This window comes from Thioclava pacifica DSM 10166, assembly GCF_000714535.1.
GTDB lineage: Bacteria > Pseudomonadota > Alphaproteobacteria > Rhodobacterales > Rhodobacteraceae > Thioclava > Thioclava pacifica.
This window is the reverse complement of sequence record NZ_AUND01000001.1, coordinates 580,964-607,324: the sequence shown is the minus strand read 5'-3', so window position 1 is coordinate 607,324 and position 26,361 is coordinate 580,964. Positions and strand designations below refer to the sequence as shown.

The following is a 26,361-nucleotide window of genomic DNA, read 5'->3' as shown; positions in this document are numbered from 1 at the left end:
ATCAGAGACCTGTGCGCGCGCAGTCTTTCACGCGCCCGCGCCGGCGTGCTACCACGTCGCGACAGGCAGGCGAGGAACGAGATGGACGAAGAACGGGTGATCCGGCGGGAATTGCGGGCGCAGGCGGGCGATCCCGCGCTGCTCGACGCCATCGTGATCCCCGACGAGCGCCCCGAGGGTCCGCGCCAGCGCCTGCGCGCTTTCTTCGCCAATCCCTCCGAGACATATCAGCTATGCCCCGACCCGGTGGACGGGGCCGCCCGGCTGATCGAGGCGCGCGACGTGGCCGGCGCCACGATGGGGCTCTATGAGATCGACCCGACCGGCCCGACCCGCATCGCGACCTGCGCGCCCAACGGTGCGCCCGAGCTGCGCGAGATCAGGGCCGATGCGCCCGATTGGGCTCTCTTCGCGGGCCGCAACTGTCTCTTCGGCCAGCGCCTCGAGGAAACGCCCGAGACCGTACTCGACTGGCTGAGCTGGCATCACGACCACCACGGGGCGACCGGCGCCGTGATCCTGAACCGAGCACCCGAAGACAGCCCCTCCGGCACCCGCGCGGATTTTATCGCCGCGCTCGACGAGGGCCTCGCGCTGCGCGAGCTGGACATGGCGGTGGTTGTGCTCGAAAGCCCGGTGCCGCTGGGCAAGCCCGGCCTTGGCCCCGAATCCCATGTTTTTCTCGCCCCCGACGCGCCGGGCAAGGACCGGATGGAGCCCCCCGCTCCCGATCCCTGGCGCGCGCCGCTGGGTGCGGGTCTGATCTTCGAGATCGTCAAATGGCGCTTCTTCGCGCGCGCCGCCGCCGTTTTGCTGCTCGACGTGACCGACCTGCTGATGGAGCGCGAACCCGATGCGCCCAGCGCCTTCGCCGCCGTGCAGGAGGCGAAGAACGGTGTGATTTTGCTCGTCGGTCGGCGCAGCTATCCCTGGCGGGTGCGCAACGGCCAGCCCGAGCGTTTCCCCGACCATATCTGCCGCCAGTTCGACGCAAGACGCGGCATCGCCCGCTGGGGCTGCGCACCTGAAAAGGCGGGGTTGGACAACACCTGGCGGATGATGCGGGTGAGCTATGCCAAACCCGATCCCGGTCAGGTCTTCGGCTTCTGGCGCGCGATGGCGCTGCGGGTTCCGGGCTATTCGGCGGCAGAACTCGCCCCCAAGACCTCGCTGATCGAGGATGAGCGCCTGCTGCATCTCGCCCGCGATGTTTGGGGCTTCAAGCCGATCCGCCCGCCGGTCTCTAAAGTGAAACAGGCGCCGAAACAGGCGATCAAGGCGGGCCGCACCTGCATCGTCACAACGATGAAGAACGAAGGCCCCTTCATCCTCGAATGGATCGCCTATCACCGCGCGATCGGGGTGGATGATTTTCTCGTCTACACCAATGACTGCACCGATGGCACCGACACGATGCTGGAGCTGTTGCAGCGCAAAGGAATCGTCGAGCACCGCGACAACCCGTTTCGCACCATGGTCGATATGAAACCGCAGCACGGCGCACTGGCCGCGGCCGAAAATGAACCGGTGATCCAGAATGCGGGTTGGTCGATCTGCATGGATGTCGACGAGTTCATCAATATCAAGATCGGCGACGGCACGCTCGATGCGCTCTATGCGGCGATGGGCGAGGCGAACATGATCTCGCTCACCTGGCGGCTCTTCGGAAATGGAGACGTGCATCCTTACGAAGACAGCTTCATTACCGGGCAGTTCACTCGCTGCGCCCCCGAGATCGTGCGCAAGCCGCATCAGGCCTGGGGCTTCAAGACGCTGTTTCGCAATATCGACCTCTACAAGAAGCTCGGCGTGCACCGCCCAAAGGGACTGGTGCCCGACCTCTGGGATCAGGTGCGCTGGCTGAACGGCTCGGGGCGTCCAATGCCGCGCGAGATGTTCCGCAACGGCTGGCGGTCGACGCTCGAGACCTTTGGCTATGACTGGGTGCAGCTCAACCATTACGCGGTGCGCTCGGCCGAGAGCTTCCTGGTGAAACGCGACCGCGGCCGGGTGAACCATGTCGATCGCGACCAGGGGCTCAATTACTGGTTCCGGATGAACCACAATGCCGAGGAAGACCTCTCGATCCAGCGCATGCTGCCCGCGGCACGGGCCGAGTTCGACCGGCTCATGGCCGATCCCGAGATCGCCGCGGCGCATGCCCATTCCGTCGCCTGCCACCGCGCCAAGATCGAGGAGCTGATGGCGCGGCCCGACCAGCGCGCCTTCTACGAGACCCTGACCTCGCCGCGCTTCGAAAAGCTCTCGCGGATGTTGCATCATTTCGGCTCGGCGGTTTTCAACGCCGGCCCCGACGTGATCCCCGAAGATCTGCATGAACGCGACCTGCCGCCTGATTTCTTCTTCACCGTGCGCCATGTGGGCGAGGCCGAGCACTGAAGTCCCGCCTGCGCCCGTGGCACATGGAGGATGCCTCCGGCGGGGATATTTGAAGCAGTTGGAACTGGACGATCCCTTTCCCCCAACTGCTTCAAATATCCCCCGCGGAGCGGCCCCGGGCATCACGGGCGTCCCGATCCCCGCTTTCGCGCTTGCCTGATCACACGCCCCTTGGCAAAGTCGGCCCATGCGCGCGCTGGCGATCACGACCGTGAAGAACGAAGGGGCTTTCCTGCTCGAATGGCTGGCCCATCACCGCGCCGTCGGGTTTACGGATTTCCTCGTTTTTTCAAATGACTGCTCGGATGGTACCGATGCGATGCTCGACCGGCTGGAGACCTTGGGTTGGCTGACCCATGTCCCCAATCCGGGGCCTTGGGAGGAAGGCCCGCAATGGGCCGCGCTCAAGCAGGCGGATCACCATCCACTGAAGAAAGCGGCCGATTGGGTCGCCGTGCTCGATGTCGACGAGTTCGTCACGATCAAGACGGGGGATGGGACGCTTTCGGCGCTCTTCGAGGCGGCGCCGCAGGCGACGGCCTTCGCTCTGACCTGGCGGCTTTTCGGCAATTGCGGCGTGGTCGGGTTCGAGGACCGTCCCGTCACCGCGCAGTTTACCCGCTGCGCGCCGCCTGACATGCTCTGGCCCTGGCGCGCCTCTATATTCAAGACGCTTTTTGCCAATGACGGAGCCTATGGCAAGCTCGGCGTCCATCGTCCGCGCGCTCCACAAGACGACAAGCTCGCGGGCACGCTCTGGGTGGATGGATCGGGACGCAAGCTGCCCGCGCTTTACCAACGCCAGAAGCTCTTCACGCCTCCGGGCAGCGCCCCCTACGAGCTGGTGCAGCTCAACCACTATCCGCTCGGCGCGATGCAGAGCTATGTGGTGAAATGCGATCGCGGCCGCTCGAACCGGCAGGCCGAGCCCTTTGACATGTCCTACTGGGTGGAGCGCAATTTCTGCACCGACGAGGAAACGGCAATCCGACGCTATGACGCGCCGGCCGGTGAGATCCGGTCCGAGCTGATGGCGGATGTGGAGCTTGCGCGCTTGCATGACCAGTCGGTGGCATGGCGGCGCGCACGCTTCGATGCGCTGATGCAAGACGAGCCCTATCGCGCGCTCTTTGGTCGCCTGCTCCTGTGTCCCCCAAGCCGCCCGTTGCCGCGCGAAGCCGCCGCTCAGATCGTGGCGATGGGGCTGCGCGCGAGACAAGGCTGAAATTCGCTCATACTGTCGCGCTTTGGGAAACAATATTGAGGCCAAGGACTTGTCGTTTCCGGGACACCGCAGGGGCGGAAGTTTTCCGCAGTCCTCCCTCATTTGTGCCGCTTTCATCGGTTGATACAAAGACCATATTCTTTGAGTATCGGTTCAGACCCCGCGCGGGCGGCGCATGAGACGAGCCAGCAATCGAGACGCGAATGGCGAAGCAAGACGACAGCGATTGGCAGACCCGGCTGGAAGAGGTCGTGGAGGAAAGCGGCTATTTCGAGCCGCTCGGCCCCTCGCATGATGCCGTCTTCCACGATGACGGCCCGGTTCTTCTGGTCAGCTTCGAGCGCCGTGCGGTGATCACCGCCGAGGACGAGACTGCGCTGCCGCGCGGGTTGCGGCTCGCGCAGGAAAACGGCTGGTCTTCGCTGGCGCTGATCTGCTCGGACGAGAGCTGGTTTCGTGACCCCCATGTCTTTGCCTATTTCGACCGGCTCGTGGACGAGGCCTTTTTCGAGGATTTCGACCGGGTCGTGTTCTATGGCGCGGGCGCCTGCGGCTATGCGGCGGCGGCCTTCTCGGTTGCGGCGCCTGGCGCCACGGTGCTCGCGCTCGCCCCGCAGGCCACGCTTGATCCGCGTCTTGCCGGGTGGGACGATCGTTTCCCCGAGATGCGCCGGACCTCCTTCACCGATCGCTACGGTTTCGCGCCCGAGATGCTGGACGGTGTGGGGCAGGCCTTCGTCATCTATGATCCGCGCGAGCGGCTCGACGCGATGCATGCGGCGCTCTTCGCGCGCCCCTGCGTGACGCTCCTGCCTTGCCCCCATCTCGGCCAGACACCCGAGGGGATGCTGCGCGACATGTCGATCCTCGACGACATTCTGACCGAGGCCTGTCGCGACCAGTTCGACGCAGCGCGGTTCTGGACCCTCTATCGCGCCCGGCGCAACCTGCCGCGCTACATGCGCAATATCCTTGCGAGCCTGCAAGACGCGGAGCGCCCCTATCTCGAGGCGCTGGTCTGCCGCAACGTGGCCGAGCGGCTCAACGGGCCGCGTTTCCGGGCGCGGTATCAGAAGCTCGAAGCCGATCTCGCGGAACAGGGCATCACGCTTCCGGGCTCGCGCCAGGAGATGGGCGCGGCCTAAGCGCGCCCCTTGCCCCGATTCTTCAAGAAGTCAGGCGTTGGAGGCCGGGCCCGCGGGCAGGTCGGCCTCGTCATCCTCATCCGTTTCATGCGCATGCGATCCATGCGTGATCACGCGGCGCGCGGGCATGCAGGACGCAGGCATCTCGACTTGGGTGAAGGCTTCGTCGACAGGGGTGAGCGTGAGGCCCAGATCCGACAGCGCCGCGCTCAGCGCCGGATCTGCCATGACCAGGAGGCGGTCGGGCTCAACTTGGCACGGGGCATGAAACCGGCCGATGCAAAGCGCCGCACGCACAAGATCGCCGCGAAGCTCGATGAGAGTGGTTTTCTGATTGATGCTCGACATCTCGCCCCCCGTGCGACCTGAGATGACGAGAGTATCGCAAAGCCGAAAGGCAAAGGGCAAGCCCGACCGGGCCTGCCCTTGCATCACGTCACGATAATCGTGTCAGAAATAGAACCGGTCGCGGAAGACATGCGCGACAATCCGGTCACGCGAGAGGCCCATCGCGGCCAGCTCGGCATCGGATTTCGCCTCGAGCCGCTGGATCTGGCTCTGACGCGACTGGCGTTCCATATAGGTCACGAGCCCTTCGGCGATCCCGTGGACAGCACGGGCGAAGACGGATTGGCCGGATTGGCCGGCGGTGGTGATGAAAGCCATTTGGAAACCTCCTGAGGGTTTGGGTTCAGGTCGTTTCCTCCCTTGCATCCCAATTTAGGTCAGCCTCACTGCCCATACCACCGCCATCTGCGCATCCCCGCCATGCATTTGCCGCAGCGCAGCATGCGCGGAGCCTCTGGATTCGCGCCCTGCCTCACGCTAAGGAAATCCCATGAGCACCATCACCCTTCCCCGCCCCGACGATTGGCACCTGCATTTGCGCGATGGCGCGATGCTGGAAGGTGTCGCCCCCGAGACCGCCCGCGATTTCGCCCGCGCGATCATCATGCCGAACCTCGTGCCGCCCGTTGTGCGCGGGTCCGATGCCGCCGCCTATCGCGAGCGCATCTTGAAGGCCTTGCCGGAGGGAAGCGATTTCGAACCGCTGATGACGCTCTACCTGACCGAGAAGACCGACCCGCAGGACGTGGCTGAGGCCGCAGCTTCCGGTCTGGTGAAGGCGGTGAAGCTCTATCCGGCGGGCGCCACGACGAACTCGGATTCGGGCGTGCGCGACTTCGACAAGGTGCGCGGCGTGCTGGAAAAGATGGCCGAGATCGGCCTGCCACTTTGTGTGCATGGCGAGGTGACGAGCCCCGAGATCGACATTTTCGACCGCGAGGCCGTGTTCATCGAGACCGTGCTCGACCCGATCCGCCGCAAGACCCCGGGTCTGCGCGTGGTGATGGAACATATCACCACCAGCGACGGCGTGGACTATGTCTCTTCGCAAGGCGATGACATGGGCGGCACGATCACCACGCATCACCTGATCATCAACCGCAACCATATCCTCGTGGGCGGGATCAAACCGCATTACTACTGCCTGCCGGTCGCCAAGCGCGAGATCCATCGTCAGGCGCTGGTCAAGGCCGCGACTTCGGGCAACCCGCATTTCTTCCTTGGCACCGACAGCGCGCCGCACGCCGATCCGGCAAAGGAAAGCGCCTGCGGCTGCGCGGGCTGTTTCACCGCGACCCATACGATGCCGCTGCTGGCCCATGTCTTCGAAGCCGAGGGCGCGCTCGACCAGCTCGAGGCCTTCGCCTCGCGCAACGGCCCCGCCTTCTACCGGCTGCCGGTGAACGAGACCACGCTGACGCTCGAGAAGACCGAGCAGCCCAATATCTGGCCCGCCAAGATCGACACCGGCGCCGGCCCCGTCACCCTCTTCGATCCGGGCTTCCCGGTCCATTGGCATGTAAAACGCTGATTTCCAACTGCCCGAAATATCCCCGCCGGAGGCTCCCGGCCCATCCGATGGACGCTCCGCGGGGGATATTTGAAGCAGTTGGAAGCCAGACACGATAAGGACGAACCGATGATCCCCAGCTCCTTCCCCAGCAAAGACGAAATCGCCCGCCTGACCGCGCGGATGCTTCTGGAAATCGAGGCCGTGCATTTCAACGCCGACGAGCCCTTCACGCTCGCCTCCGGCCTGCCCTCGCCGACCTATATCGACTGCCGCAAGCTGATCTCCTATCCCCGCATCCGCTCGACGCTGATGGATTTTCTCGCCGTGACGGTGATGCGCGAGGCGGGCTTCGAGGCGTTTGACAATATCGCGGGCGGCGAGACGGCGGGCATTCCCTTCGCCGCGATGGTGGCCGAGCGTCTGGCGCTTCCGATGACCTATGTGCGCAAGAAGCCCAAAGGTTACGGGCGCAACGCGCGCATCGAGGGCGCGATGACCGAGGGCCAGCGCGTGCTGCTCGTCGAGGATCTGACCACCGATGGCGGCTCGAAGCTGAGCTTCGTCGATGCGATCCGCGACACCGGCGCAACCTGCGGGCATACGGCGGTGATCTTCTATTACGGCATCTTCCCCGAGACCGTGCCGAACCTGCGTGAGCACGGCGTCGAGCTGCATCACCTGTGCACCTGGTGGGACGTTCTGGCCGAGGCCCGTGCGCAGGGGCATTTCACGAAGGAAACGCTCGATGAGGTCGAGGCTTTCCTGAGCGATCCGCGCCCCTGGCAGGAGGCCCGCAAGGGCTGAACCGCGCTCACGCGGATTTCTGTGGATAGCGCTGTGGATGCTCTGTGGAGCATTTGCGGCGCGAATCTCGCCCCTCGCGAAAATTGGGCAGATGTGGTAGGGTTACCCCTCGCAGCCTACAAGAAATGCCGTAAGTCGCATTGAAACAGTGGGGTTTTCCCCCGACTTATCCAGATTCCCATTCCGCCTCCGAGGGCTTAGAAGAGCCTCGAACGGGGCGGGGACTTCGAGGCAGGGACATGAACGATCAGGCACAACGGCCCGAAGAGGGGCAGCCCGGAAATTTGCCCGCCGAGGGCACCGCGCTGCCCCATAATATCGAAGCTGAACAGCAGCTTCTTGGCGCGATCCTGACCAATAACGACATCTATGACCGGATCGCCGCCGTCATCAAACCGGAGCATTTCTACGAGCCGGTCCACCAGCGCATCTATGAGGTCGCCTCGGCCAAGATCCAGAAGAACGCGCTGGCCTCTCCGGTGACGCTGAAGGCCTATCTCGAGGATGACGCGGGCCTGCAGGAGCTGGGCGGACCGGCCTATCTGGCACGTCTCGCAGGGGCCGCGATCTCGGCCTATGCGGCGCGCGACTATGCGCTGATGATCTACGAGATGGCGGTGCGGCGCGGGCTGATCGAGCTGGGGCAGGACATCTCGTCGCGCGCGGGCAAGCCGCAGATCGACGACGATCCGAAAGAGCAGATCGCGGCGGCCGAGCAGCGACTTTACAACCTCGCCGAAGAGGGTCAGGCGCAGAAGGGCTGGACCTCGTTCCTCTCGGCAGTGACCGAGGCCGTGCAGTCGGCCAATGCCGCCTATCAGCGCGATGGCGGGCTGGCGGGCGTCTCGACCGGGCTCACCGATCTCGACAAGAAGCTCGGCGGGTTCCACCCCTCCGATCTGCTGATCCTCGCGGGGCGTCCCTCGATGGGCAAGACCTCGCTTGCGACCAACATCGCCTTCAACATCGCCAAGGCCTACAAACGCGGGCGGCGTCACGATGGCACCGAGGGCGCAGTGGAAGGCGGCGTGGTCGGGTTCTTCTCGCTGGAAATGAGTGCCGAGCAGCTGGCCGCGCGGATCCTGTCGGAAGCCTCCGAAGTGCCTTCCGAACGCATCCGCCGCGGCGACATGACCGAAAGCGAGTTCCGCCGCTTCGTTGAGGCGGCCAAAGCGTTGGAAACCTGCCCGCTCTATATCGACGACACCCCCGCCCTGCCGATCGGTCAGGTCGCGGCGCGCTGTCGCCGGTTGAAACGCACCCACGGGCTCGACGTGGTGATCGTCGACTACCTGCAGCTGCTGCGCGGCTCGGGCCGGGGCGACAACCGGGTGCAGGAGATCGGCGAGATCTCGATGGGCCTGAAGGCCATCGCGAAGGAACTCAACATCCCCGTGGTCGCGCTCTCGCAGCTGTCACGGACGGTCGAAAGCCGCGAAGATAAGCGCCCGCAGCTGTCGGACCTGCGCGAATCCGGCTCGATCGAACAGGATGCCGACGTGGTGATGTTCGTCTATCGCGACGAATATTATCACGAGCGCCTCAAGCCGCCGGAAGACGACCCTAAATTCGCCGAATGGATGCAGAAGGCCGAGCGCGTGCATGGCAAGGCCGAGGTGATCCTCGGCAAGCAGCGTCACGGGCCGATCGGCACGGTGGAATTGGCCTTCGAGAGCCAGTTCACCCGCTTCTCCGATTTGGCGAAACCCTGGCAGGGCGACGGCGCCGAAGGATTCTGATCGGCGGAGCGCGGCGTCAGAACCCCGCGCTCAGCTTGAACTCCACCCGCAGATCTCCGGCCTGGGTGATGTCCGCATCGCGCAAGGCGACAGCGGCGCCGAGCGAGGCGTTGACGTTGTGGGGCAGCGCGATCCAGGCGCCCGCCCCGACCGAAGCCATGCCCTGCCCGCTGCCCGTGCCGCGGTCGCGCCCATAGCCCAGATCTGCCGACAGATACGGCGTCAGCGCAATGCTCTTTCCCACGGGCATCGTCGCGCCGCTCAAGGTGTTGCGCCAGATCGCGGCGCTGTCGAAGGCCCCGTCATCGGGGATATAGCCGCGCACGGCCCCGGCGCCGCCCAGCGTGAATTGCTCGGTATCAAGGAGCGCGGCGCTTGCGAGCTGCATGCTCACCCCACTGGTGAGTCGTGCGGTTTTGCCAATGGGCATGCTGCGCGAGAGCGACACCGCCGCATAGGCGTAGCGCGATGTTGTCACCCGCCCGCCGGAATAGGCGGCGAAATCCGCATCGCTATTGTCACCCCCCATGCCGCCCGGCGAAAGCCGCATTTCGACGCGCGCCGAGGTCTTGGCCCCATCGGCGATCCGCTCACGCGACCAACCGAGATAAAGCTGCGCCACATCAGCGGTCAGATCGCTGACCTTGGTACCGCCGAACCGGGTCTGGGCGAGCGCATGACGCATCTCGATCCCGCCATAAAGATCGCCGGATCCGGGCTTCAGGCCAAGCGCGGAAGCCGCGAAGCGATAGCCGATCTGACCTTCGAGCACGCGCGAACGGGTGTCGAAAGGAAAGCTGTAGCTGTTGGATTCGACCACATCGAAACGCGCCTCGATCGCCTGTCGCGGCACGGTCGGCAGGTGCAGGGACAGCGCGTGGCTCGCGTAATCGGGATGGCCGCCGAAGGGCATCGCGCCTTTCTGGAACGCATCGGGACTGGCGGTGAAAGCGTAAGACAGCACCGCGCCCGGACGCCAGAAATCCCCGACCATCGCGCCAAGCTGCACCCGGTTCGTCCCGGTCGACCGCGCGCCGGAATTGTCAACTTGCGCGCTCAGCTGCCAGGGCTTCGTTTCGGTGACGCTTAGCGTCAGATCGGTCTGCCCGGTTTCCGCCCCGGGCGCGAAGCGCGCGTCGACATCGCGGAAGGGCGAACGGCTCAGCCAGTCGAGATCCTCGGCCAACTGATCGGTGTTGATCGCCTGTCCCGGCTGCGCGCGGATGCCCGTGAGCGCCTCGGCCTGCGTCATCTGGCCCGTGGTCTGCGCGCGACGCGTGCCCAGCCGGAACTCGGTGACGCGGAATTGCAGGACGCCGCCCGTGACCTCCTGCGGCGGCGTGGTGACTGAAACGAAGGGTAGACCGCGCTCGGCATACCAGCCCGCCACCGCCGCCTCGATCCGCCCGATCAGCCGCATCGAGATCGGCTGGCCAAGGTAAGGCGCGATCCGCGCGCGAAACGCCGGATCGTCGAGGGTCGCCAGCGCGCCGGTATCGACACCGGCACTTATCTTTCCGGGTGCGCGCACCGCCGTCTCGGGGCCAAGGAACCGGACCGCCCGCAGCGCCCCCGCGATCGGCGTGGGATCGGCGGTCTCGGGCGTGACATTGGGCGGCGCGGTCAGCTGCACCGGGGCGCTTGTCGTGCCGGTCGGGGCCGGGTTGCGCTCGATCGGTGCGGCGAAGGCCGCCACCGGCAACAGCAGAAGCGCCGCGCCCAACGCGCGCGCTGCTTTGGCCCGGCTCTGCGCGATTGCTCTCACCTTGTCCCGCCCCTGTCTCAATTCGCCTCGAAGCGGATCCTCGGACCCGGCTGCCAGTTCGTCGCATAGGGCAGCGCCGCGCAGGGCATCCGACCCTCGCCCGCGCCGCAGCCGACGGGGGAGACGCCCTGACCGAGGCTGTGCCCTGCCGAGGGGCTGCCCGTCGCCCGACCCTGCCCCGGTTCCCGTCCCGGCCCCGGACGCGGGCCAATCGGCGGCATCGGCACGAAGCCTTGCGGCAGGCTCACACTGAGCCGCCCATTCAAATAGCTCAGATCGTAATTGCCCAGACCCCGCCCCCGCGCATCGCTCGGCGTGATCGGGTAAAGCCCCGGCAGATCGAGCGCATCGAGCCCATCGGCGCTCAGCGTCACACCATCGACCGTATCGCTATTGACCAGCCCCGCCACGGTGTAGCCCTGCGGGTCGAGCACCAGCGCATCGCCATAGGTCTTGGTCCGATCCTCGGCGGTGATGCTCAGCGCGCGCGGCGTGACGGTCAGCGTGCCGGGCACGAAGCTCAGCGCGTAATTGGGCGACGCGGAGAGCGTGCCTTGCGTGATGTCGTAAGACCCGACCCCGCTCGTCACATCCGCCTGCGTCGCGAGCGCGCCGCTCAGGCTGTCCCCGTTCACGAATCCCGCCCCGCTGATGGTCCAGCTCAGGGCCGCGTTTGCGTCACCATAGAGACGGGTCTGGCTCGCAGCCGTCACGGTGATCGGGCGCGGGCTGATCGTCAGGCTCTGATCACCGAAATAGAAGACGCGATACCCGATCCCAAGCGCGCTTTGGGCAAGGGTGTTCTGGGTTGGCAGCGCGGTTGCATAGAGCCCCGCATCCTGCGTGGGGTCGGTCGCGAAGCTCGCCCCGGTCAGATCGAGGCTATCCCCCGCAGGGCCGAATGCATAGGCCTGAGGCCCGCCATTCAGGCCCGACACGGACGTGATACTGGCGCTGCTGTCGCCATATTGCGCGGTCGCATCGGTCTGGCTGACCCAGATCACGGGGCTCAGCGCGTAGAGCTGCGGGTCATAGCCATCCCCGGGCGGCGACCAGACATTGGCGAAATCCCAGCCGGTTGCGCCTGCCATGAACCCGGCCGTATCCATGAATTGCGCCGTGGTGAGCGGGGTCGCCCCCACGGCATCGCTCAGCTGCCCCGTGGTCGTGCTGTCATAGAAAGCCAGGGTGGACGACGACCCGTTCGCCGCGCCGACCAGCCCGCCCGTGGCGCCGAGACCGGAGACCGCACCCGAAGCATAGGAGGCGGCAATCACATCGCCCGAGCTGCGCCCGATCAGCCCGCCCACATTGCTACCAGCGGGCACCGGGCCGGTGGCGGTGACATCGCCGGAGGCATAGACGTCCTTGTAGTCCCCATCGGCGGACAGACCGATCAACCCGCCGATATCGTTGCCCGTCCCGGTCACGGCCGCGCTCGCGAAACTGCGGCGGATAGAGGCGTTGCCATTGGTCCCGCCAATCAGCCCGCCGACCTGCGACGCTCCCGTGACATCCCCCGTCGCATAGGAATTCAGGATCGTCGCCGGCCCCACGGCCCAGCCGACAAGCCCGCCAACATAGTCGCCGCCGCTGACCGACCCGGTCACGAAGGAATTGCGGATCAGCAAGCCCGTGCCACCCCCGTTCGAAACCCCGTTCACGAGCCCGCCGACATAATTCCCACCCGTCACGTCATTGGTGGAATAGACATTCATGATCGTGCCACCGACGCCGCCGCCAGAGGCGAGAACCGAATTCGTCACCTGGCCCCCTTCGAAGCCCAGATCCCGCACCTCGCGCAGGTCAGGCTCCAGGAGGCCTCCGATCCCCGCATCGCCGAAGAGCCCTCCGAACTGCCCGCCCCGGATCACATGGCCGAGGCCGTTGAACCTGCCGTAATAGGTCCAGGGGATCAGCGCGTCCGACTGGTTGATGCTGCTCGCGTCGATCTCATGGGCAAGCGCGAGGTTGACCGCGTCGCTCGCGATCGAGGGCCGCGATGCGAACGCATCGGCAGAATAGACCAGTACATAGGGCTGGCGATTGATCACCAGCGTGCCGCCCTGATCGGTCGCGCCGTAATCGAGCGAGCCGACAAAGCCATCGGGCGTCAGGCCGAAGCTGAGATTGCCCAGATCCGACGTGTCATAGCCAAGCGCCACATGCGAGCCGCCCTGCAGGCTGACTTTCGAGAGGATGTTAAGCGCGCCCCCCGACAGAAGCGCCAGCGCGCTCCCATCGGTGATCGTGAGCGGGGCGCTGACGGTGATCGGCGCATCGCGGTCGCTCAGCACGAGGAAACCGGACCCGCTATAGGCCGCGTCGATATCGAAGCGGGCGGCGGAGGTCTGGTAGCCCGGAAGCTCCAGCCCCGCGATCAGCGATTGCGTCTGCGCGCCGCTCGCGGCCGCGGCGCGCGTCTTGAGGCTCGCAAGGCCGGGCAGGCTGGCAAGCGTCGCCGCATCGGTCGGGCCGGTCAGGAAGCCCGCATAGAGATCCGCCGTCGTCACGGGCGCAAGCGTGCCGGTGGTTGCGGGCAGCACCCGCGCCCCGGCGGTCATGCCCGAGACCGTATCACCCGGTGCGGAGACCACGAGATCGCTGCCCGCCGTCAGCCGATCTGCCGGGGCGAAGAGGTAGTATGTGCCATTGGCGCCGACCGAACCGGCCAGCAGTCGCGCGCCCTCGCTATCGAGCGCCACGCGCGCCGCAGCCCCCCCCTCGGTGAGGATGCTGTTTTGCAGGCCCAGCCCCTCCGGCACCGCACGATTATCCGCCGACCGCTCCGCCAGTGCCGAGGTCTGCGAGACATACACACTGCGATACTGGCCCGCCTCGAGATAGGCCGTGCCCGACACCGCCGCGAGCCCATCGGGCGCGGTGCTCTTGAGATAGGGGTAAAGGTCCGCCCCCGTTGCCCAGACCGACGGATCGAAGCCCGTGGGCAGCGCGTTTTGAAGCTCGCTGGTGACCAGCGCGGTGCCACCGTAATAATTGACCGGCGTGCCTGCCGTATCGCGGTCGAAATAGCTGTTCGTGATCGTGCCGGTGCTGTAGCCCACCAGCCCGCCGAAGAGCGGCGGATCATAGGCGCCCGTGCCGGTGCCGTAGGTGTTCGTCGTCTGCAGGGGCTGGTTCAGGATCGCCCCGGTGGCGAAGGAGGTCTCGATCGCGCCTCTGTTGTAGCCCACCAGCCCGCCGGAAGCCTTCCAGCCGCTGACGGCCCCCATCGCGAAACTGTCGCGGATCTTGCCGCCCGTGGAATTGTAGCCGACGAGCCCGCCGGAGTAGCTGGAACCATCGAAGCTGGCATCTTGCGGCAGGAAGGTCACCGAGGCGGTCGAGAAACTCTCGCGGATCGTGCCGGCATTGGCGCCGACAAGCCCGCCGAGAGTGCTGTTTTCGGCGCGCACCGTCCCGGTCGAAAAGCTGTTGCGGATCGTTCCGAGACTGGAGCCGACCAGACCGCCATAGCTGCCGCCGAACCCGTTCGGGTCGTAGCGGCCCTCGACCGCCGCCGTGCTGAACGCATCGAACACGGTGGCAGTGGTGGAAAGGAACCCCACCAGCCCGCCGACACCGCCCACGCCGCTCATCGTGCCGCCGTCGACCCCGATATCGCGCAGCGTCCCGCCCATCACACCAAAGAGCCCGACCGTGCTGTCACCATGAACAGAGAGGTTCGAGACGGTATTGCCGAGCCCGTCGAAAATACTGCTCGAGATACCGCTCGTGTTGACCAGAGCCTGGGAATAGGTCGCCCCCTGTGCGTCGAGGCTGGTCGCCAGCGCATAATTGCCGGTCGGATCGTCGGGCATGCCCGCCCCCGTCATCGCGTCGACCCCATCTGCCGCGTCAAGCTGACCGAGCGAATAGAGCAGCGTATAAGGCGTGCCGTTGATGCTCAGGGCGCTGCCGAGATCGGTGGCGCCGTAGTCGATGCGCCCCTTGAACCCGGCGCTGGTCAGCCCGAAGCTGAGATTGCCAAGGTCAGAGGCGTCGTAATTCAGCGCCACGCTGCCGCCACCTTGCGGCGAGATCGCCGCGTTGATCGTGATCGCGTGATAGGCGTCGAGCGTCAGGGTCGTGTCACTCGCCCAGGCGATCGGCGCGTCGATGCTGATATCGCCCGCGCCGGGGGTGATCGTGCCGGTCCCGCTCGCCGTGCTGGCGGTGGTTTGCAGCATGACCGAACTGGTCGCGAGGTTCGCCGAAATCACCGAGGCCGCCGCCGCATCGACGGTGATATCCTCGGGATCGACGAGCCAGAGCCCCGCCGGACCGCCCTCGGCCCTTGTATCGACGGACAGCCCGGTGAAATCGACCGTGTGACCGGAGGTCTCGACAAAGCCGCCCTGCCCGCCCGCGCCACCGCGCGCGATCAGATCGCCAGAGCTGCTCAGCGCCCCGCTGGCCAGCAATTCGATCGAACCGCCCGCAGCGCCCGCCGCCTCGGCCGAGGCGTCGATGGTGCCGCTTTGGGTAATCGTCGCGCCCGTGACCTTGACCGCCCCGCCCTCAGGGCCGCGCGCGTCGATCGTGCCGGACAGATCGACCGTCTGGCCGGAAATCGTGACGCGACCCACGGGCCGCTCGGGCGGGCGCGGGCTGGTCGCTGGGGCGGCGCGCGACGTGATCTTCTGGCTCACCGCCACATGGCCCGTGGCCCCGGCCGTCAGGAAAACCCGCCCGCCCTGCCGAGCCACGCCGGTCGCGTTGATCTCGCCACCGCGGTTGCCCGCCAGCGCGTAGACATTACCGCCATTGGCGCGCAGCTCGGCGCTGGCCGCTTCGATCGTGCCGCGATTGATCACGCCGGTGTCGTCACCGCCCAGCTGCACCTCGATCTTGCCATCGCCAAGATCGGCCCCGCGCAGCACCACCTGATAGCCCGCCGCCAGCGCCGCCGTGCCATTGGGCGCCGAGATCGTGCCGTCATTCTCGACCTGCCGCGCGATCAGCGCCACATCACCCTGCTGCGCGGTGATCGTGCCGAGATTGAGCACCTGTGCCTTGGACGAACCCGCGAAGGTCAGATCGCCCCCGCCCAGGAAAGCGCCATCACTGAGCCCCTGCGTCGAGACCACGAAATCGCCACCGGTCGTCACGACCCCGTCCGGCCCGATGATCACGCCCGCGGGGTTGATCAGATAGACGCTGCCCGTCGCGCTGAGCTGCCCCGAGAGCGTCGAGACATCACCGCCTGTAACCCGGTTGAGCGTCGCCCCGCTGCCATTCTGGAAATCGACACTCTGGGCGGCTCCGATATTGAACTGCGACCAGTTGACGATCGCCTTGTCACTGTCTTGTCGGATGATCAGAGCATCGGCGCCGGGTGCCGTGATCGTGGCCGACCCGGTAACCACTTGCCCGCCCACGGGAAGATTTTCGGCCTGAACCGGCATGGAAAGGCAGACAGGCCCGAGCCCGATGACCATCCCGACCGCCAGGGCGCGGGAAAATTCCTCTGAAGTCTTCAGCCTGCAATCCTCGCCTGCTATCCCTCGCCGCCCGTTATTTCGCGGCTATCCGAGGGCGATCCGAGATCGCGACAGGTCACGCCGCGCCCGGTTTTGTTCATTTCCAAATGCACCAAAAGGATAGGCGGCGCCGAAAAGGCGGACAACGTCCAAAACCGGGCAGATCGGCCGATGCGTCGGCATCACGACGCGGCGCAACGCCCTCAGCGTTCGGTCAGTTTCAGCTCGATACGGCGGTTCTGCGCGCGCGCCTCGGGCGTGTCGGCAGTGTTGACCGGATCGAACTCGGCAAAGCCTGCGGCGGCGAGCCGATCGGGCGGGAAGCCCAGATCCTCGACCATGTATTTCACCACCGAAAGCGCGCGAGCCTGGCTGAGTTCCCAGTTGTCCTTGAACTGGCCCTGACCCGAAAGTGGCGTATCGTCGGTGTGACCGTCGACGCGGATGATCCAGGGAATATCCTTCGGGATCTCGCCGCTGAGCTGATCGAGCAGCCCCGTCACCTGCTTGATCTGTAGCTTGCCCGCATCCGAGAGCGTGGCGGAGGCGGGCGCGAAGAGCACCTCGGAGGAGAAGACGAAACGGTCGCCCTCGACCTTCACGCCTTCCTTGCCGCGCAGAAGTTGCGACAGGCGGCCGAAGAACTCCGAGCGGTAATTCTGCAGATCCTTCGCCTCGGCCTCGGCCTTCTTGCGCGCGGCCTCTTCGAGATCGGCGCGTTTCTTTTCCTCGGCGGCGGCACGGGCCAGCGCCGCGTTGAGCTGCTGGCCCAGATTGTCGATCTGGACCTTGGCCTCGGCATCCTTCTGCTGCGCCTCGTCGAGCACGTTTTGCAGCTGCGCGAGCTGGCTGCGCAGCGCGGCGACCTGCTGGTTCAAAAGCGCCACCTTCTTCGCCGCATCGTCCGAGATCTGCGTCTGTTTCTCCAGCGCCTGCTGCGCGGTGAGCTTCAGCGCCGCCTGTTTCTCGGCCTCGGAAAGCTGCTGGTCGAGCTGGGCTTGCAGATCCTTCTTCGCAGCTTGGGCAGCGGCCAGAAGGGTCAGCGTGTCTTCGGCCTGCTTGCGCGCCTCTTCGAGCTGGAGCGTCATCGCCGCGACCTCGTCACCCGATTTCGTCAGCTTGTCGCGCAGATCGGCGATGGTTTCCTTGCTCAGCCGGATCTCGTCGGCCTTGGCGCTCGCATCGGCCAGTGCCGCATCGCGCTGCCCGATCAGCTGGGTGACGCGGGCCTCGAACTCGGTGATCTTCTGAGTGGCCGTATCGAGCGCCGCCTGCCGCGTTTCGAGCTGCGAGGTGAGCGTGGCGATCAGGGTCTGCTGCTGATCGGCCTTGTCCTTTGCATCTTCAAGCTGGCCCGTCAGCGTCTGGCTCCGCGTCTGCTCGAGCGACAGCGCCCGAGCGAGGTTCGCGACCTGCTCATTGAGCGCGGTCAGCTCGCCTTCCTTCGTGGTCAGCGTGTCGCGCAGCACCGATTGCACGATCATGAAGATCGACAGCACGAACATCAGCACCAGCAGGAGCGCCGTCATCGCATCGACGAAGCCGGGCCAGATATTGGTGGAGAAACGGCCGGAGTTGCGGCGGGCGAGCGCCATGGATCACTCCTCGCTGCGCGGCTTGTAGCCGAGAAGGGCGCGGGTGAGGGCTGCGAAATCGTGGCGCAGATCGGCCATGCTTTCCTGCCGGCCCGCCGAGATTTCCTCGAGCATCCGCATCATCTGCTGGTCGATCGAGCGCAACCGCATCCGTGTCTCCATCAGCGCCTCGGCCTCGGGCGCGCCCTCTTCGGTACGCGCGGCCAGCCGGTCGAGAGAGGTGATCAGCCGCTCCTGCCCGTCCGCCATTATCTGCAACGCGTTTTGCTGGCGCGCACGGGCATCCATCTCGGCGCTGAGCCGCTCGGACAGATCATGGATCGCGTTCGACAGATGGGCGATGCGCGCCTCGGTCTGCACCCGCCCCGCATCCGAGCGCACGAAAAGCGTCTGGATCTGCTCCATCTGCTCGGCCATGTGATCGAGCACCCCCGCGACCATCGAGCCCTCGCCATCGCCCCCTTCGAGCGCAGTGAAGGACAGCCGCGTGATCGAGGAAATCCATTCCTCGAGCTCGCGGTAGAACCGGTTCTGACCGTGGCTGACGAACAGCTCCAGAAGCCCCACCACCAGCGAGCCCGCGAGCCCCAGAAGCGAGGAGGAGAAGGCCGTGCCCATGCCGCCAAGCTGCGCCTCGAGCCCGGTCATCAGGTTGTCGAAGACCCCCATCGCGCTGTCGCCCTCTTTCGGGGCAAGGGCGCGGATCGTCTCGACCACTGCGGGCACCGTGGTCGCAAGACCGTAGAAGGTGCCGAGCAAGCCAAGGAAGATCAGAAGCCCCGCGATATAGCGGGTGATGTCGCGCGCCTCGTCGATCCGGGTCGCCACGGATTCGAGGATCGAGCGGCCCGAGGAGGAGGACACCGCGCGGCGTGCCTCGCGTGATCCCAGCAGGGCGGCGAGCGGGGCCAGAACCGAAGGCGCGCGCACCTGCGGGCGGCCGGGACGGTCAGCGGCGAAGCTCTCGATCCAGTTCACCGCCTGCACGAGCTGTACCACCTGCCAGAAACAGGCAAGGATACCGAAGACGAAGACGGCGGCGATCACCCCGTTCAGCCAGGGATTTGCGAGAAAAATCGGGAAGATGCGCGAATAGGCGAAATAGCCTCCCGCCCCCACGAGCCCGAGCACCAGCAGCATCAGCAGCACCTGCCGCACGGGTTGCGAGAATTGCGGCTCCAGCCGGATCGGCTCCTGCATCATTGCCCCTCTTGCCTGTTTGGCCCGAGCCTAGCGGGGGCGTCGCATTTCGCCAAGACCTATCGCGACAGTTCACGAACCCGTGCCGCAAGCGCATCAAGATGCGGATCGGGAATGCCCAGTTCGTGCAGATGGGCGGCCGTATTGAACAGGTACTCGCAGTTGGGCCCGCGGCCGCCATGTGCCTCGGCGATGATCGCGGCCTGCTCCTCATGGGTCAGCCCGCCGCAATACTGGTCATGGTGGCGGTCGATCACGTAGGTCACCGCCTCGACCTGTCGCCCGTCGGCCAGTTCCAGCGCCACGCGGGTCTCCAGATAGGCCGAGGTGACCAGCTCACGCTTGCGCAGATAGGCCATCACCTCGACCTCCTGCCCGGTACGCACCGAAAAGGCGAGCCCCGCGCAAGCGCCCTGCCCCGCGTCGAGCGCCAGCACCAGACCCGGTGCCTCGGGCGTACCGCGATGGACAAGAGAGCGCAGGCAGAAGCTGCGTTCCCACCCCGGCGCGCGGGCGAGAACCCGTTCGGCCGGATCAAACCCCGGATCCCAGATCAGCGAGCCATAGCCGAAGATCCAGATCGTATCGTCATGTGACTGGTCCTGCATGCGATCAGCCCTTACATGGAGGGCGAGGAATTTGCAAAGAGGCCGCAGGCGATGCGCAAACTGATCTGGCTGGTGGTGATCGCGACGCTCGCCTATGCGGGCTACTGGTTCCTTGGTGCGCGCAAGATCGAAGACGGCGCGCAGGCGATGATCGTTCAGGCGCGTTCCGAGGGCTGGGGCGATGCGCAATCGGTATCCCTCGCGGGCTTTCCCTCGCGTTTCGATCTGACCTTCGACAAGCCAGAACTGCGTGACCAGAACGGCGCCTGGAGCTGGACAGCCCCCTTCGCCCAGATCTTTGCACTGGGATATGCGCCCAATGAGGTGATCGCCTATCTGCCCTCGGGCCAGACGATCTCCGTCGGCGATCAGAGTTATACGCTCGATCTCGCAGATATGCGCGCCTCGATGACGGTGGGCTATTCGACCGCTCTACCGCTTGAAGAGGCGATCGCGGTGCTGAGCAATCCGGTGCTGAAACCCGATACGGGCAGCGCCCCGACGCTTGCCGCCGATCAGGTCCGGCTGGCGATCTCGCGCGAGGACAAGGCGCAGGGCGCGCTGAAAGGGGCTGCCGAAGCGAGCGGGCTGATCATGCCGGCCGCGGCCTACCGACTTGGCGCGGAGGCGGTGAATCTCACACTGCCGCCCGATCTCGCGAAGGAGCTGGCCCCGAAAGCAGGCCTGCCCGCAACCGTGGCGCGGCTACACCTCGACGCGATCGCCGGACTGCGCGCCCCGATCACGCAGACAACGGCGCAGGACGGTCTGCCGGGGCTGATGACGCTCTCGCTCAGCGACCTGTCCCTGAGCTGGGGCGGCAATGACCTCTCGGCCAAGGGCAATCTGACCATCGACCCGAGCGGCTATCCCGAAGGGACGATCATGATCCGGTCGGCCTCCTGGAAGAACTGGATCGACATCGCACGCGGGCTCGGCATGATCGGCAAGGACGAGGTGAAGGTTCTGCGCTCGGTCGGCACGATGATGGCCGCGAAGGATCCCGGCAACGCGCTCGAAGTGCCGATGGTCTTCCATAACGGGTTGATGAGTCTCGGTCCGATCCCTCTGGGGGCGGCGCCGCAATTCCCCGCTCAGCGACAGTAAGGGCCGGAGCGATAGCTGGCCACATCTACATGGATGTGGTCCTGATGGAAGCGATCCGATTTCGGGCCAAGCACGGTGCCGAAGGGCCCGCAGGCCGATTTGTGCATCCGTTTGATCACCGGCCCCTTGCGCCAGTCGCCGAGCACCGTCAGCACGGACCCATCGCGCAAGATCACGCCCGAAACATCAATCGCATTGCCCTTGGCATGTTCCGATAGCTTCGCGCCACGCTGCGAATTGCGGCTCCGGCAGGCATAGGAAGCAGCGATCCGGATCGACTCGATCCCGCCGCCCCGCTTGCCCACGGCTGGCTTGATGCCGCGATCGACCCAGCGCTTGAACGCCTTGGCGGTGGTGCAGTTGACCCGCGCGGGGCTCGTCAGACGAATGCCCGAGACAGCGGTGATCTGAACCGGAGCGTCGATCCCGCAGCCACCGGGGCCGTCGATCGGTGCGATTTCCTGACCTTCGAGACCCGAGATCCCGCACAGCTTGCCCGATGAGGAATAGCGCGCATTGAGCCGCTCTTCCCCACCTCGCCCGCAGGAGCCTAGCGCCATCAGCGCCGCAAGACCGATGAGAGGCGCGGCCCTCATTCGTCCTTCTTCGGCACGGCGCGACCGAAATCCGGAGCGTCCGTATCCTGACCCGCCTCGATGATTCCGCGACGGATCGCGCGGGTGCGGGTGAAATAGTCGTGCAGCATCTCGCCATCGCCCATGCGGATCGCGCGTTGCAGCATGAAGAGTTCCTCGGTGAAGCGGCCCAGAATATCGAGCGTCGCTTCCTTGTTGGTCAGGAACACATCGCGCCACATCACCGGGTCCGAGGCCGCGATCCGGGTAAAGTCGCGAAAACCCGTAGCAGAATATTTTATGACTTCTTCGTGGGTTACACGACGAAGGTGATCTGCCACGCCCACCATTGTATAGGCAATCAGGTGGGGCGTATGCGACACGACCGCGAGCACAAGATCATGATGATCGGGCGCCATCTCGTCGGTATTCGCGCCCATCGCCTCAACCAGCGATTTCACCCGTGTCAGAGCCGCCGGATCGGTGCCCTCAAGCGGCGTGAAAAGCCACCAGCGGTTCACGAAGAGCGTCGCGAAACCCGCGCGCGGGCCCGATTGCTCGGTCCCGGCCAAGGGGTGACCGGGGATGAAATGCACAGCTTCAGGCATATGCGGGCCGACCGCGTCGATCACCGCGCGCTTAACCGAGCCGACATCGGTCACGGTCGCGCCAGGTGCCAGATGCGGCGCGATCTCTTCGGTGATTTTGCCCATCACGCCGACGGGCACGCAAAGCACCACCAGATCGGCGCCCTGCACCGCCTCGGCAGCCCGCTCATAGACCGCATCGACCAGCCCGATCTCCAGCGCGGTCGCGCGCGTCTCGGCCGAGCGCGCATGGCCCACGATCTCGCCCGCCAGGCCTTTCGCGCGTATCGCTCGCGCCATCGACGAGGCGATCAGCCCCAGTCCGATCAGCGCGACCTTCTCATAAATCTGGCTCATGCGATCGCACCGCCCGCCTTGAACACACCGATCAGATGCGCCACGCGGCGGCAGGAGGGCTCGTCGCCCACGGTGATGCGCAGGCAGTTCGGCAGGTTGTAGCCCGCCACGCGCCGCACGATGATCCCTTCGGATTTCAGATACTCGTCACAGGCGGCCGCCTCATCCTCGGACGCAAACCGCGCAAGGATGAAGTTCGCCGTGGAAGTATCTGATGGAACACCCTTTTCAGCCAAAGCTTCGGCCAGCCATGCGCGCAGGCGCGTGTTGTCGTCGCGGCATTTGTTGACCCAGTCCTGATCGCGCACGGCCGCCTCGGCAGTGTCGAGCTGCGCAGTCGAAAGGTTGAACGGCCCGCGAATGCGATTGAGCACGTCGATCACCTCGCGATCGCCATAGCCCCAGCCGACGCGCAAACCGCCGAGCCCGTAGATCTTCGAGAAGGTCCGGGTCATGAACACGTTGGGCAGGCGCGTCGCCAGCTCCGCGCCCCCGTCATAGCCCTCGACATATTCCGCATAGGCGCTGTCGATGACCAGAAGCGCGCCTTTCGGCAGGCCGGTCGCGAGCCGTTCCAGCTCGGCCAGCCCGATCATCGTGCCGGTCGGGTTGTTCGGGTTGGCGAGGAAGACGAGCTTCGTTTTCTTCGTGCAGGCCGCGAGGATCGCATCGACATCGGTGGTGCGCTCACGCTCGGGCACTTCGATCGGCGTACCGCCCGCGGCCTTGGTCGAGATGCGATACATCAGGAAGCCGTGCTCGGTGAACACGACCTCGTCGCGCGCGCCGACATAGGCCTGACACAGGAAGTGGATGATCTCGTCCGAGCCCACGCCGCAGATGATGCGGTCAGGGTCGAGCCCGTGCACCTCACCGATCGCCTGGCGCAGCCGGGCGTGATCGGTCGAGGGGTAGCGGTGCATCGAATGCGCGCATTTCGCGAACGCGTCCTTAGCCTTGTCGGACGGGCCGAAAGGGTTCTCGTTCGAGCTGAGCTTCACCGCATCGGTGCGCCCGGCCACATGGGAAGCGCCGCCCTGATAGAGCTCGATGTCCATAATACCGGGCTGGGGGCGAATATGCGTCGTCATTGGGCACTCCTGAATCGTGCCCGAGTTCTATCCTCACAGTCCGCTCAGGGCTAGTCAGAAGATCACCCCCTTGCGAGGTCGCGGCAAGGGTGCAACGGGTGGGTGCGGGAATGGCTGCGCAGGGCGGCGCCCGACCGCCGGGCGGGTGCCCGGCTTTCGAGGCCCTCACTTTAATTCCCGACAAATCCGGGCGACCTCGATCTGCGCGCTTGCGTTGCCAAAGCGCCCGCCCGAGGGGGCGGTCGGGCGCTGCCCGGGCCGCTTCGCGGCTGATCCGGGCAAAGGAATTTCTCCCTTCTCGCCAAAAGAAAAAGGCCGCGCCCTGCGGCACGGCCTTTCCCGAATAATCGGCGAAGACTGAGAGATCAGTTCTTCGCGTAGAATTCGACGACGAGGTTCGGTTCCATCATCACCGCGTAGGGCACGTCCGACAGGGCCGGGGTGCGCACGAATTTCGCGATCATTTTGTTGTGGTCGACTTCGAGGTAGTCGGGCACGTCACGCTCGGCCGACTGAACGGCTTCGAGAAAGAGAGCCATCTGCTTCGACTTCTCGCGAACTTCGACCACGTCGCCTTCTTTCAGGCGGTACGACGGGATGTTCACTTTCTTGCCGTTCACCAGCACGTGGCCGTGGTTCACGAATTGACGCGCCGCGAAAACGGTCGGCACGAATTTGGCGCGGTAGACCAGCGCGTCGAGGCGGCGCTCGAGCAGACCGATCAGGTTTTCACCGGTGTCGCCCTTCACACGCTCGGCTTCGGCGTAGATGCGGCGGAACTGCTTCTCGGTGAGGTCGCCATAGTAGCCCTTGAGCTTCTGCTTGGCGCGCAGCTGGGTGCCGAAATCCGACATTTTGCCCTTGCGGCGCTGGCCGTGCTGGCCGGGGCCGTATTCGCGGCGGTTGACCGGCGACTTGGCGCGGCCCCAGATGTTTTCGCCCAGACGGCGGTCGATCTTGTACTTGGCAGAGGTGCGTTTCGTCATCTCTGATCTCCTTCTTTAAAGTTCGAAGGGCGTTGTCCTCCTCCGTCCACCCTTGCGGGCTTCGGGCGACAGGTTTCCTCTTGCGAGGTCCACCAACACCAATGAATAACCCCGGCAACTCGCGTTACCGGGATGGCGGGCTTATACAGGCTGCGATGGGGGTGTCAACCGTCCTTGGCACCGTTATCGCCCCGGTCTTCACCCAAGCCCGGCAGGCGCATCGGCAATTGTCCCTTCGCCACCCGCGTCAGCGCCTTGAGCGCCACAGCGCGATTGGCCGGATCGTGCAGCAGCGCGTTGCGCAGATGATCGGCCTCGTCCACATGTCCCAGCTCGCTCGCAGCGCGGTAGCGGGTCGCGAGCGCCTCCGGATCCGCGCCCAGACGATGCGCGGCATTGGCGGCCTCTTCCCAGTGCCCCAGCCGCAGCGCGAGCCGCATCAGATTGCGCGCGGCATCCGCGTCTTGGTGGTCGAGCGCGAGCGCCCTGGCGAAAGCCGCGCGAGCCTCTTCCAGCTGATCCCCGGCAAGCTTCACACGGCCGAGCTCAAACCACGCGATCGCATAGCCGGGGTCGCGTTTCACCGCGCGGGTCAGCCAGTGGCCCATCTGTTCGGGGCGCCCTGCGGCCTCCAACACCTTGGCGAGATTGTAGAAGATCTGCGCGGGCGCGTCCTTGCGCGCGGCTTCGCGGCGCAGGACCGCCTCGGCCCCCGCCCAATCCTGCGCGGCAATCAGATGCCCGAGTTTCGCCAATCCGCTCATGCCCGCACCATCCCCGAGAATCGTTGCGGATGCGAGCGGATTGTCACAAGCCTGTCGCGTGCCGCTGCCAAAGCGGGCGCGAAAAACGACCGGAGGCCCCGATGCAAAAGATGTTCGACACCGCCCTGCCCTTCTGGCGCGGCAACCTGCACACCCATTCGACGCTCTCGGATGGCTGTCTGGAACCGGCCGAGGTCTGCCGTCGCTACAAGGCGGAGGGCTATGACTTCCTCGCGCTCACCGATCATTTCATCGGCCTCTTCAACTACCCGATCGCGGATACCCTGCCCTTCCGCGATGACGATTTCACGACGATCCTCGGGGCCGAGCTGCATTCCGGCCCGATGGAGAACGGCGAGCTGTGGCATATCCTCGCCGTCGGCCTGCCTGCCGATTTCGCCCCCGGCCATGCGCCCCATTTCAACCCCGTCGAGGGGATGGAGAGCGGCCCCGAGATCGCCGCCCGCGCGGTCGAAGCCGGCGCCTTCGTCGCCATCGCCCATCCGCAATGGTCGGGCATGACGATGAACGACGCACGCTCGATCGAAGCGGCTCACGCGGTGGAAACCTATAACCACGGCTGCGCGATGGGCTGCGACCGGGCGGACGGGTTCCACACGCTCGATCTGCTGCTGTCCGAGGGCAAGCGGCTGAACCTGATCGCCACCGATGACGCGCATTTCACCGAGCCGGACCATTTCGGCGGCTGGGTGATGGTGGGCGCCGAGACGAACACTCCCGAAGCGCTGCTCGCGGCGCTCAAATCGGGCCATTACTATTCGAGCCAGGGACCGGAGCTGCGCCAGATCTTTTGGGATGGCAAGACGATCACGGTCGAAAGCTCGGCCGTCTCCTCGGTCATCGTGCAGGGCCACGGCATCGCCGCAGTCGCCAAGCATGGCAATTCGCTCACGAAAACCGAGGTGCCGCTGTCGCGCTTCAACGGCTCGCCCTGGATTCGGGTTTCGGTGATCGACGCCGCGGGCAAGCGGGCCTGGTCGAACCCGATCTGGCGCGAGACCGACTGAGGCCTCACGCCGCCCTCACCCCTTCGTAAGCCCCGCGCGAT

The 26,361-nt window shown here is 65.6% G+C and carries 20 protein-coding genes; 8 read left to right on the top strand and 12 right to left on the bottom strand.

All coding sequences use genetic code 11. The features are described 5' to 3' along the window. Positions 1-81 precede the first annotated feature (81 nt). The 3 genes from TP2_RS18170 (at position 82) to TP2_RS02690 (ending at position 4,770) form a co-directional block, all read left to right on the top strand. Entirely contained in the window at positions 82-2,400 is a 2,319-nt protein-coding gene (locus TP2_RS18170; protein ID WP_084713811.1) for a glycosyltransferase family 2 protein, read from the top strand. Positions 2,401-2,587: 187 nt separating this feature from the next. After that, complete coding sequence (locus TP2_RS02695) at positions 2,588-3,625, top strand: glycosyltransferase family 2 protein (protein ID WP_038072972.1); 1,038 nt, start codon at positions 2,588-2,590, stop codon at positions 3,623-3,625. A 203-nt stretch (positions 3,626-3,828) separates the two neighbouring features. Continuing rightward, positions 3,829-4,770: a hypothetical protein gene (locus TP2_RS02690; protein ID WP_051692129.1), complete on the top strand. Its 942-nt coding sequence runs from the start codon at positions 3,829-3,831 to the stop codon at positions 4,768-4,770. Between the two features lie 30 nt (positions 4,771-4,800). Here TP2_RS02690 and TP2_RS17835 read toward each other — a convergent pair whose 3' ends face one another. Continuing rightward, positions 4,801-5,118, bottom strand: a complete 318-nt coding sequence (locus tag TP2_RS17835; RefSeq protein ID WP_051692128.1) for an urease accessory protein UreE C-terminal domain-containing protein — start codon at positions 5,116-5,118, stop codon at positions 4,801-4,803. 102 nt (positions 5,119-5,220) lie between these two features. Beyond that, positions 5,221-5,436 (bottom strand): hypothetical protein, encoded by a 216-nt coding sequence (locus TP2_RS02680; RefSeq protein WP_038072971.1) that lies wholly within the window; start codon positions 5,434-5,436, stop codon positions 5,221-5,223. Positions 5,437-5,608: 172 nt separating this feature from the next. Between TP2_RS02680 and pyrC the strand changes: the two genes are divergently transcribed. The 3 genes from pyrC to TP2_RS02665 all read left to right on the top strand — a co-directional run bounded on the left by pyrC (position 5,609) and on the right by TP2_RS02665 (position 9,174). Further along, positions 5,609-6,649 (top strand): dihydroorotase, encoded by a 1,041-nt coding sequence (pyrC, locus tag TP2_RS02675; RefSeq protein ID WP_038072966.1) that lies wholly within the window; start codon positions 5,609-5,611, stop codon positions 6,647-6,649. Positions 6,650-6,757: 108 nt separating this feature from the next. Further along, entirely contained in the window at positions 6,758-7,435 is a 678-nt protein-coding gene (locus TP2_RS02670; protein ID WP_038072965.1) for an orotate phosphoribosyltransferase, read from the top strand. A 239-nt stretch (positions 7,436-7,674) separates the two neighbouring features. After that, a complete protein-coding gene (locus TP2_RS02665; RefSeq protein ID WP_084713805.1) occupies positions 7,675-9,174 on the top strand; it encodes a replicative DNA helicase in 1,500 nt (499 codons plus the stop codon). A 16-nt stretch (positions 9,175-9,190) separates the two neighbouring features. Here TP2_RS02665 and TP2_RS02660 read toward each other — a convergent pair whose 3' ends face one another. From TP2_RS02660 to TP2_RS02640, 5 genes are all read right to left on the bottom strand, one after another. Next, positions 9,191-10,939, bottom strand: coding sequence for a ShlB/FhaC/HecB family hemolysin secretion/activation protein (locus TP2_RS02660; protein ID WP_169739498.1), 1,749 nt, complete (start codon positions 10,937-10,939; stop codon positions 9,191-9,193). A gap of 17 nt (positions 10,940-10,956) precedes the next feature. Next, positions 10,957-16,380, bottom strand: coding sequence for an MBG domain-containing protein (locus TP2_RS02655; protein WP_038072963.1), 5,424 nt, complete (start codon positions 16,378-16,380; stop codon positions 10,957-10,959). Positions 16,381-16,625: 245 nt separating this feature from the next. Further along, positions 16,626-18,017, bottom strand: a complete 1,392-nt coding sequence (locus tag TP2_RS02650) for a peptidoglycan -binding protein (protein ID WP_038072961.1) — start codon at positions 18,015-18,017, stop codon at positions 16,626-16,628. A gap of 3 nt (positions 18,018-18,020) precedes the next feature. Next, positions 18,021-19,220: an SPX domain-containing protein gene (locus TP2_RS02645; protein WP_038072960.1), complete on the bottom strand. Its 1,200-nt coding sequence runs from the start codon at positions 19,218-19,220 to the stop codon at positions 18,021-18,023. Between the two features lie 56 nt (positions 19,221-19,276). Further along, positions 19,277-19,825, bottom strand: a complete 549-nt coding sequence (locus TP2_RS02640) for a gamma-glutamylcyclotransferase (RefSeq protein ID WP_038072959.1) — start codon at positions 19,823-19,825, stop codon at positions 19,277-19,279. A gap of 51 nt (positions 19,826-19,876) precedes the next feature. On the opposite strand from TP2_RS02640, the gene TP2_RS02635 reads away from it, so the two are divergent. Then, positions 19,877-20,932, top strand: a complete 1,056-nt coding sequence (locus tag TP2_RS02635; protein WP_169739497.1) for a DUF2125 domain-containing protein — start codon at positions 19,877-19,879, stop codon at positions 20,930-20,932. Here the strand turns inward: TP2_RS02635 and TP2_RS02630 are convergent. From TP2_RS02630 to TP2_RS02610, 5 genes are all read right to left on the bottom strand, one after another. Then, positions 20,920-21,528 (bottom strand): extensin-like domain-containing protein, encoded by a 609-nt coding sequence (locus tag TP2_RS02630; RefSeq protein ID WP_084713799.1) that lies wholly within the window; start codon positions 21,526-21,528, stop codon positions 20,920-20,922. The two genes, TP2_RS02635 and TP2_RS02630, sit on opposite strands and share 13 nt — an antisense overlap. Continuing rightward, positions 21,525-22,451, bottom strand: coding sequence for a prephenate/arogenate dehydrogenase family protein (locus tag TP2_RS02625; protein ID WP_038072957.1), 927 nt, complete (start codon positions 22,449-22,451; stop codon positions 21,525-21,527). The genes TP2_RS02630 and TP2_RS02625 overlap by 4 nt, the downstream gene beginning before the upstream one ends. Then, a complete protein-coding gene (gene hisC / locus TP2_RS02620; RefSeq protein ID WP_038072956.1) occupies positions 22,448-23,542 on the bottom strand; it encodes a histidinol-phosphate transaminase in 1,095 nt (364 codons plus the stop codon). The genes TP2_RS02625 and hisC overlap by 4 nt, the downstream gene beginning before the upstream one ends. A 365-nt stretch (positions 23,543-23,907) precedes the next feature. Continuing rightward, positions 23,908-24,528, bottom strand: coding sequence for a 30S ribosomal protein S4 (gene rpsD / locus TP2_RS02615; RefSeq protein WP_038072948.1), 621 nt, complete (start codon positions 24,526-24,528; stop codon positions 23,908-23,910). Between the two features lie 164 nt (positions 24,529-24,692). Beyond that, positions 24,693-25,292 carry a tetratricopeptide repeat protein gene (locus tag TP2_RS02610; RefSeq protein WP_038072946.1) on the bottom strand — a complete coding sequence of 200 codons (600 nt, stop codon included), beginning with the start codon at positions 25,290-25,292 and terminating at the stop codon, positions 24,693-24,695. 101 nt (positions 25,293-25,393) lie between these two features. Between TP2_RS02610 and TP2_RS02605 the strand changes: the two genes are divergently transcribed. Then, positions 25,394-26,320, top strand: coding sequence for a PHP domain-containing protein (locus TP2_RS02605; RefSeq protein ID WP_420804581.1), 927 nt, complete (start codon positions 25,394-25,396; stop codon positions 26,318-26,320). The last annotated feature ends 41 nt before the right edge of the window (positions 26,321-26,361 follow it).

Coding starts and splice junctions, on each gene's coding strand:
- TP2_RS02630 (WP_084713799.1), bottom strand. CDS start 21,528: ATGAGGGCCGCGCCTCTCATCGGTCTTGCGGCGCTGATGGCGCTAGGC.
- TP2_RS02690 (WP_051692129.1), top strand. CDS start 3,829: ATGGCGAAGCAAGACGACAGCGATTGGCAGACCCGGCTGGAAGAGGTC.
- TP2_RS02645 (WP_038072960.1), bottom strand. CDS start 19,220: ATGATGCAGGAGCCGATCCGGCTGGAGCCGCAATTCTCGCAACCCGTG.
- TP2_RS02635 (WP_169739497.1), top strand. CDS start 19,877: ATGCGCAAACTGATCTGGCTGGTGGTGATCGCGACGCTCGCCTATGCG.
- TP2_RS02680 (WP_038072971.1), bottom strand. CDS start 5,436: ATGGCTTTCATCACCACCGCCGGCCAATCCGGCCAATCCGTCTTCGCC.
- TP2_RS02665 (WP_084713805.1), top strand. CDS start 7,675: ATGAACGATCAGGCACAACGGCCCGAAGAGGGGCAGCCCGGAAATTTG.
- TP2_RS17835 (WP_051692128.1), bottom strand. CDS start 5,118: ATGTCGAGCATCAATCAGAAAACCACTCTCATCGAGCTTCGCGGCGAT.
- TP2_RS02655 (WP_038072963.1), bottom strand. CDS start 16,380: ATGGTCATCGGGCTCGGGCCTGTCTGCCTTTCCATGCCGGTTCAGGCC.
- TP2_RS02605 (WP_420804581.1), top strand. CDS start 25,394: ATGCAAAAGATGTTCGACACCGCCCTGCCCTTCTGGCGCGGCAACCTG.
- TP2_RS02670 (WP_038072965.1), top strand. CDS start 6,758: ATGATCCCCAGCTCCTTCCCCAGCAAAGACGAAATCGCCCGCCTGACC.
- rpsD (WP_038072948.1), bottom strand. CDS start 24,528: ATGACGAAACGCACCTCTGCCAAGTACAAGATCGACCGCCGTCTGGGC.
- hisC (WP_038072956.1), bottom strand. CDS start 23,542: ATGACGACGCATATTCGCCCCCAGCCCGGTATTATGGACATCGAGCTC.
- pyrC (WP_038072966.1), top strand. CDS start 5,609: ATGAGCACCATCACCCTTCCCCGCCCCGACGATTGGCACCTGCATTTG.
- TP2_RS18170 (WP_084713811.1), top strand. CDS start 82: ATGGACGAAGAACGGGTGATCCGGCGGGAATTGCGGGCGCAGGCGGGC.
- TP2_RS02695 (WP_038072972.1), top strand. CDS start 2,588: ATGCGCGCGCTGGCGATCACGACCGTGAAGAACGAAGGGGCTTTCCTG.
- TP2_RS02640 (WP_038072959.1), bottom strand. CDS start 19,825: ATGCAGGACCAGTCACATGACGATACGATCTGGATCTTCGGCTATGGC.
- TP2_RS02625 (WP_038072957.1), bottom strand. CDS start 22,451: ATGAGCCAGATTTATGAGAAGGTCGCGCTGATCGGACTGGGGCTGATC.
- TP2_RS02610 (WP_038072946.1), bottom strand. CDS start 25,292: ATGAGCGGATTGGCGAAACTCGGGCATCTGATTGCCGCGCAGGATTGG.
- TP2_RS02650 (WP_038072961.1), bottom strand. CDS start 18,017: ATGGCGCTCGCCCGCCGCAACTCCGGCCGTTTCTCCACCAATATCTGG.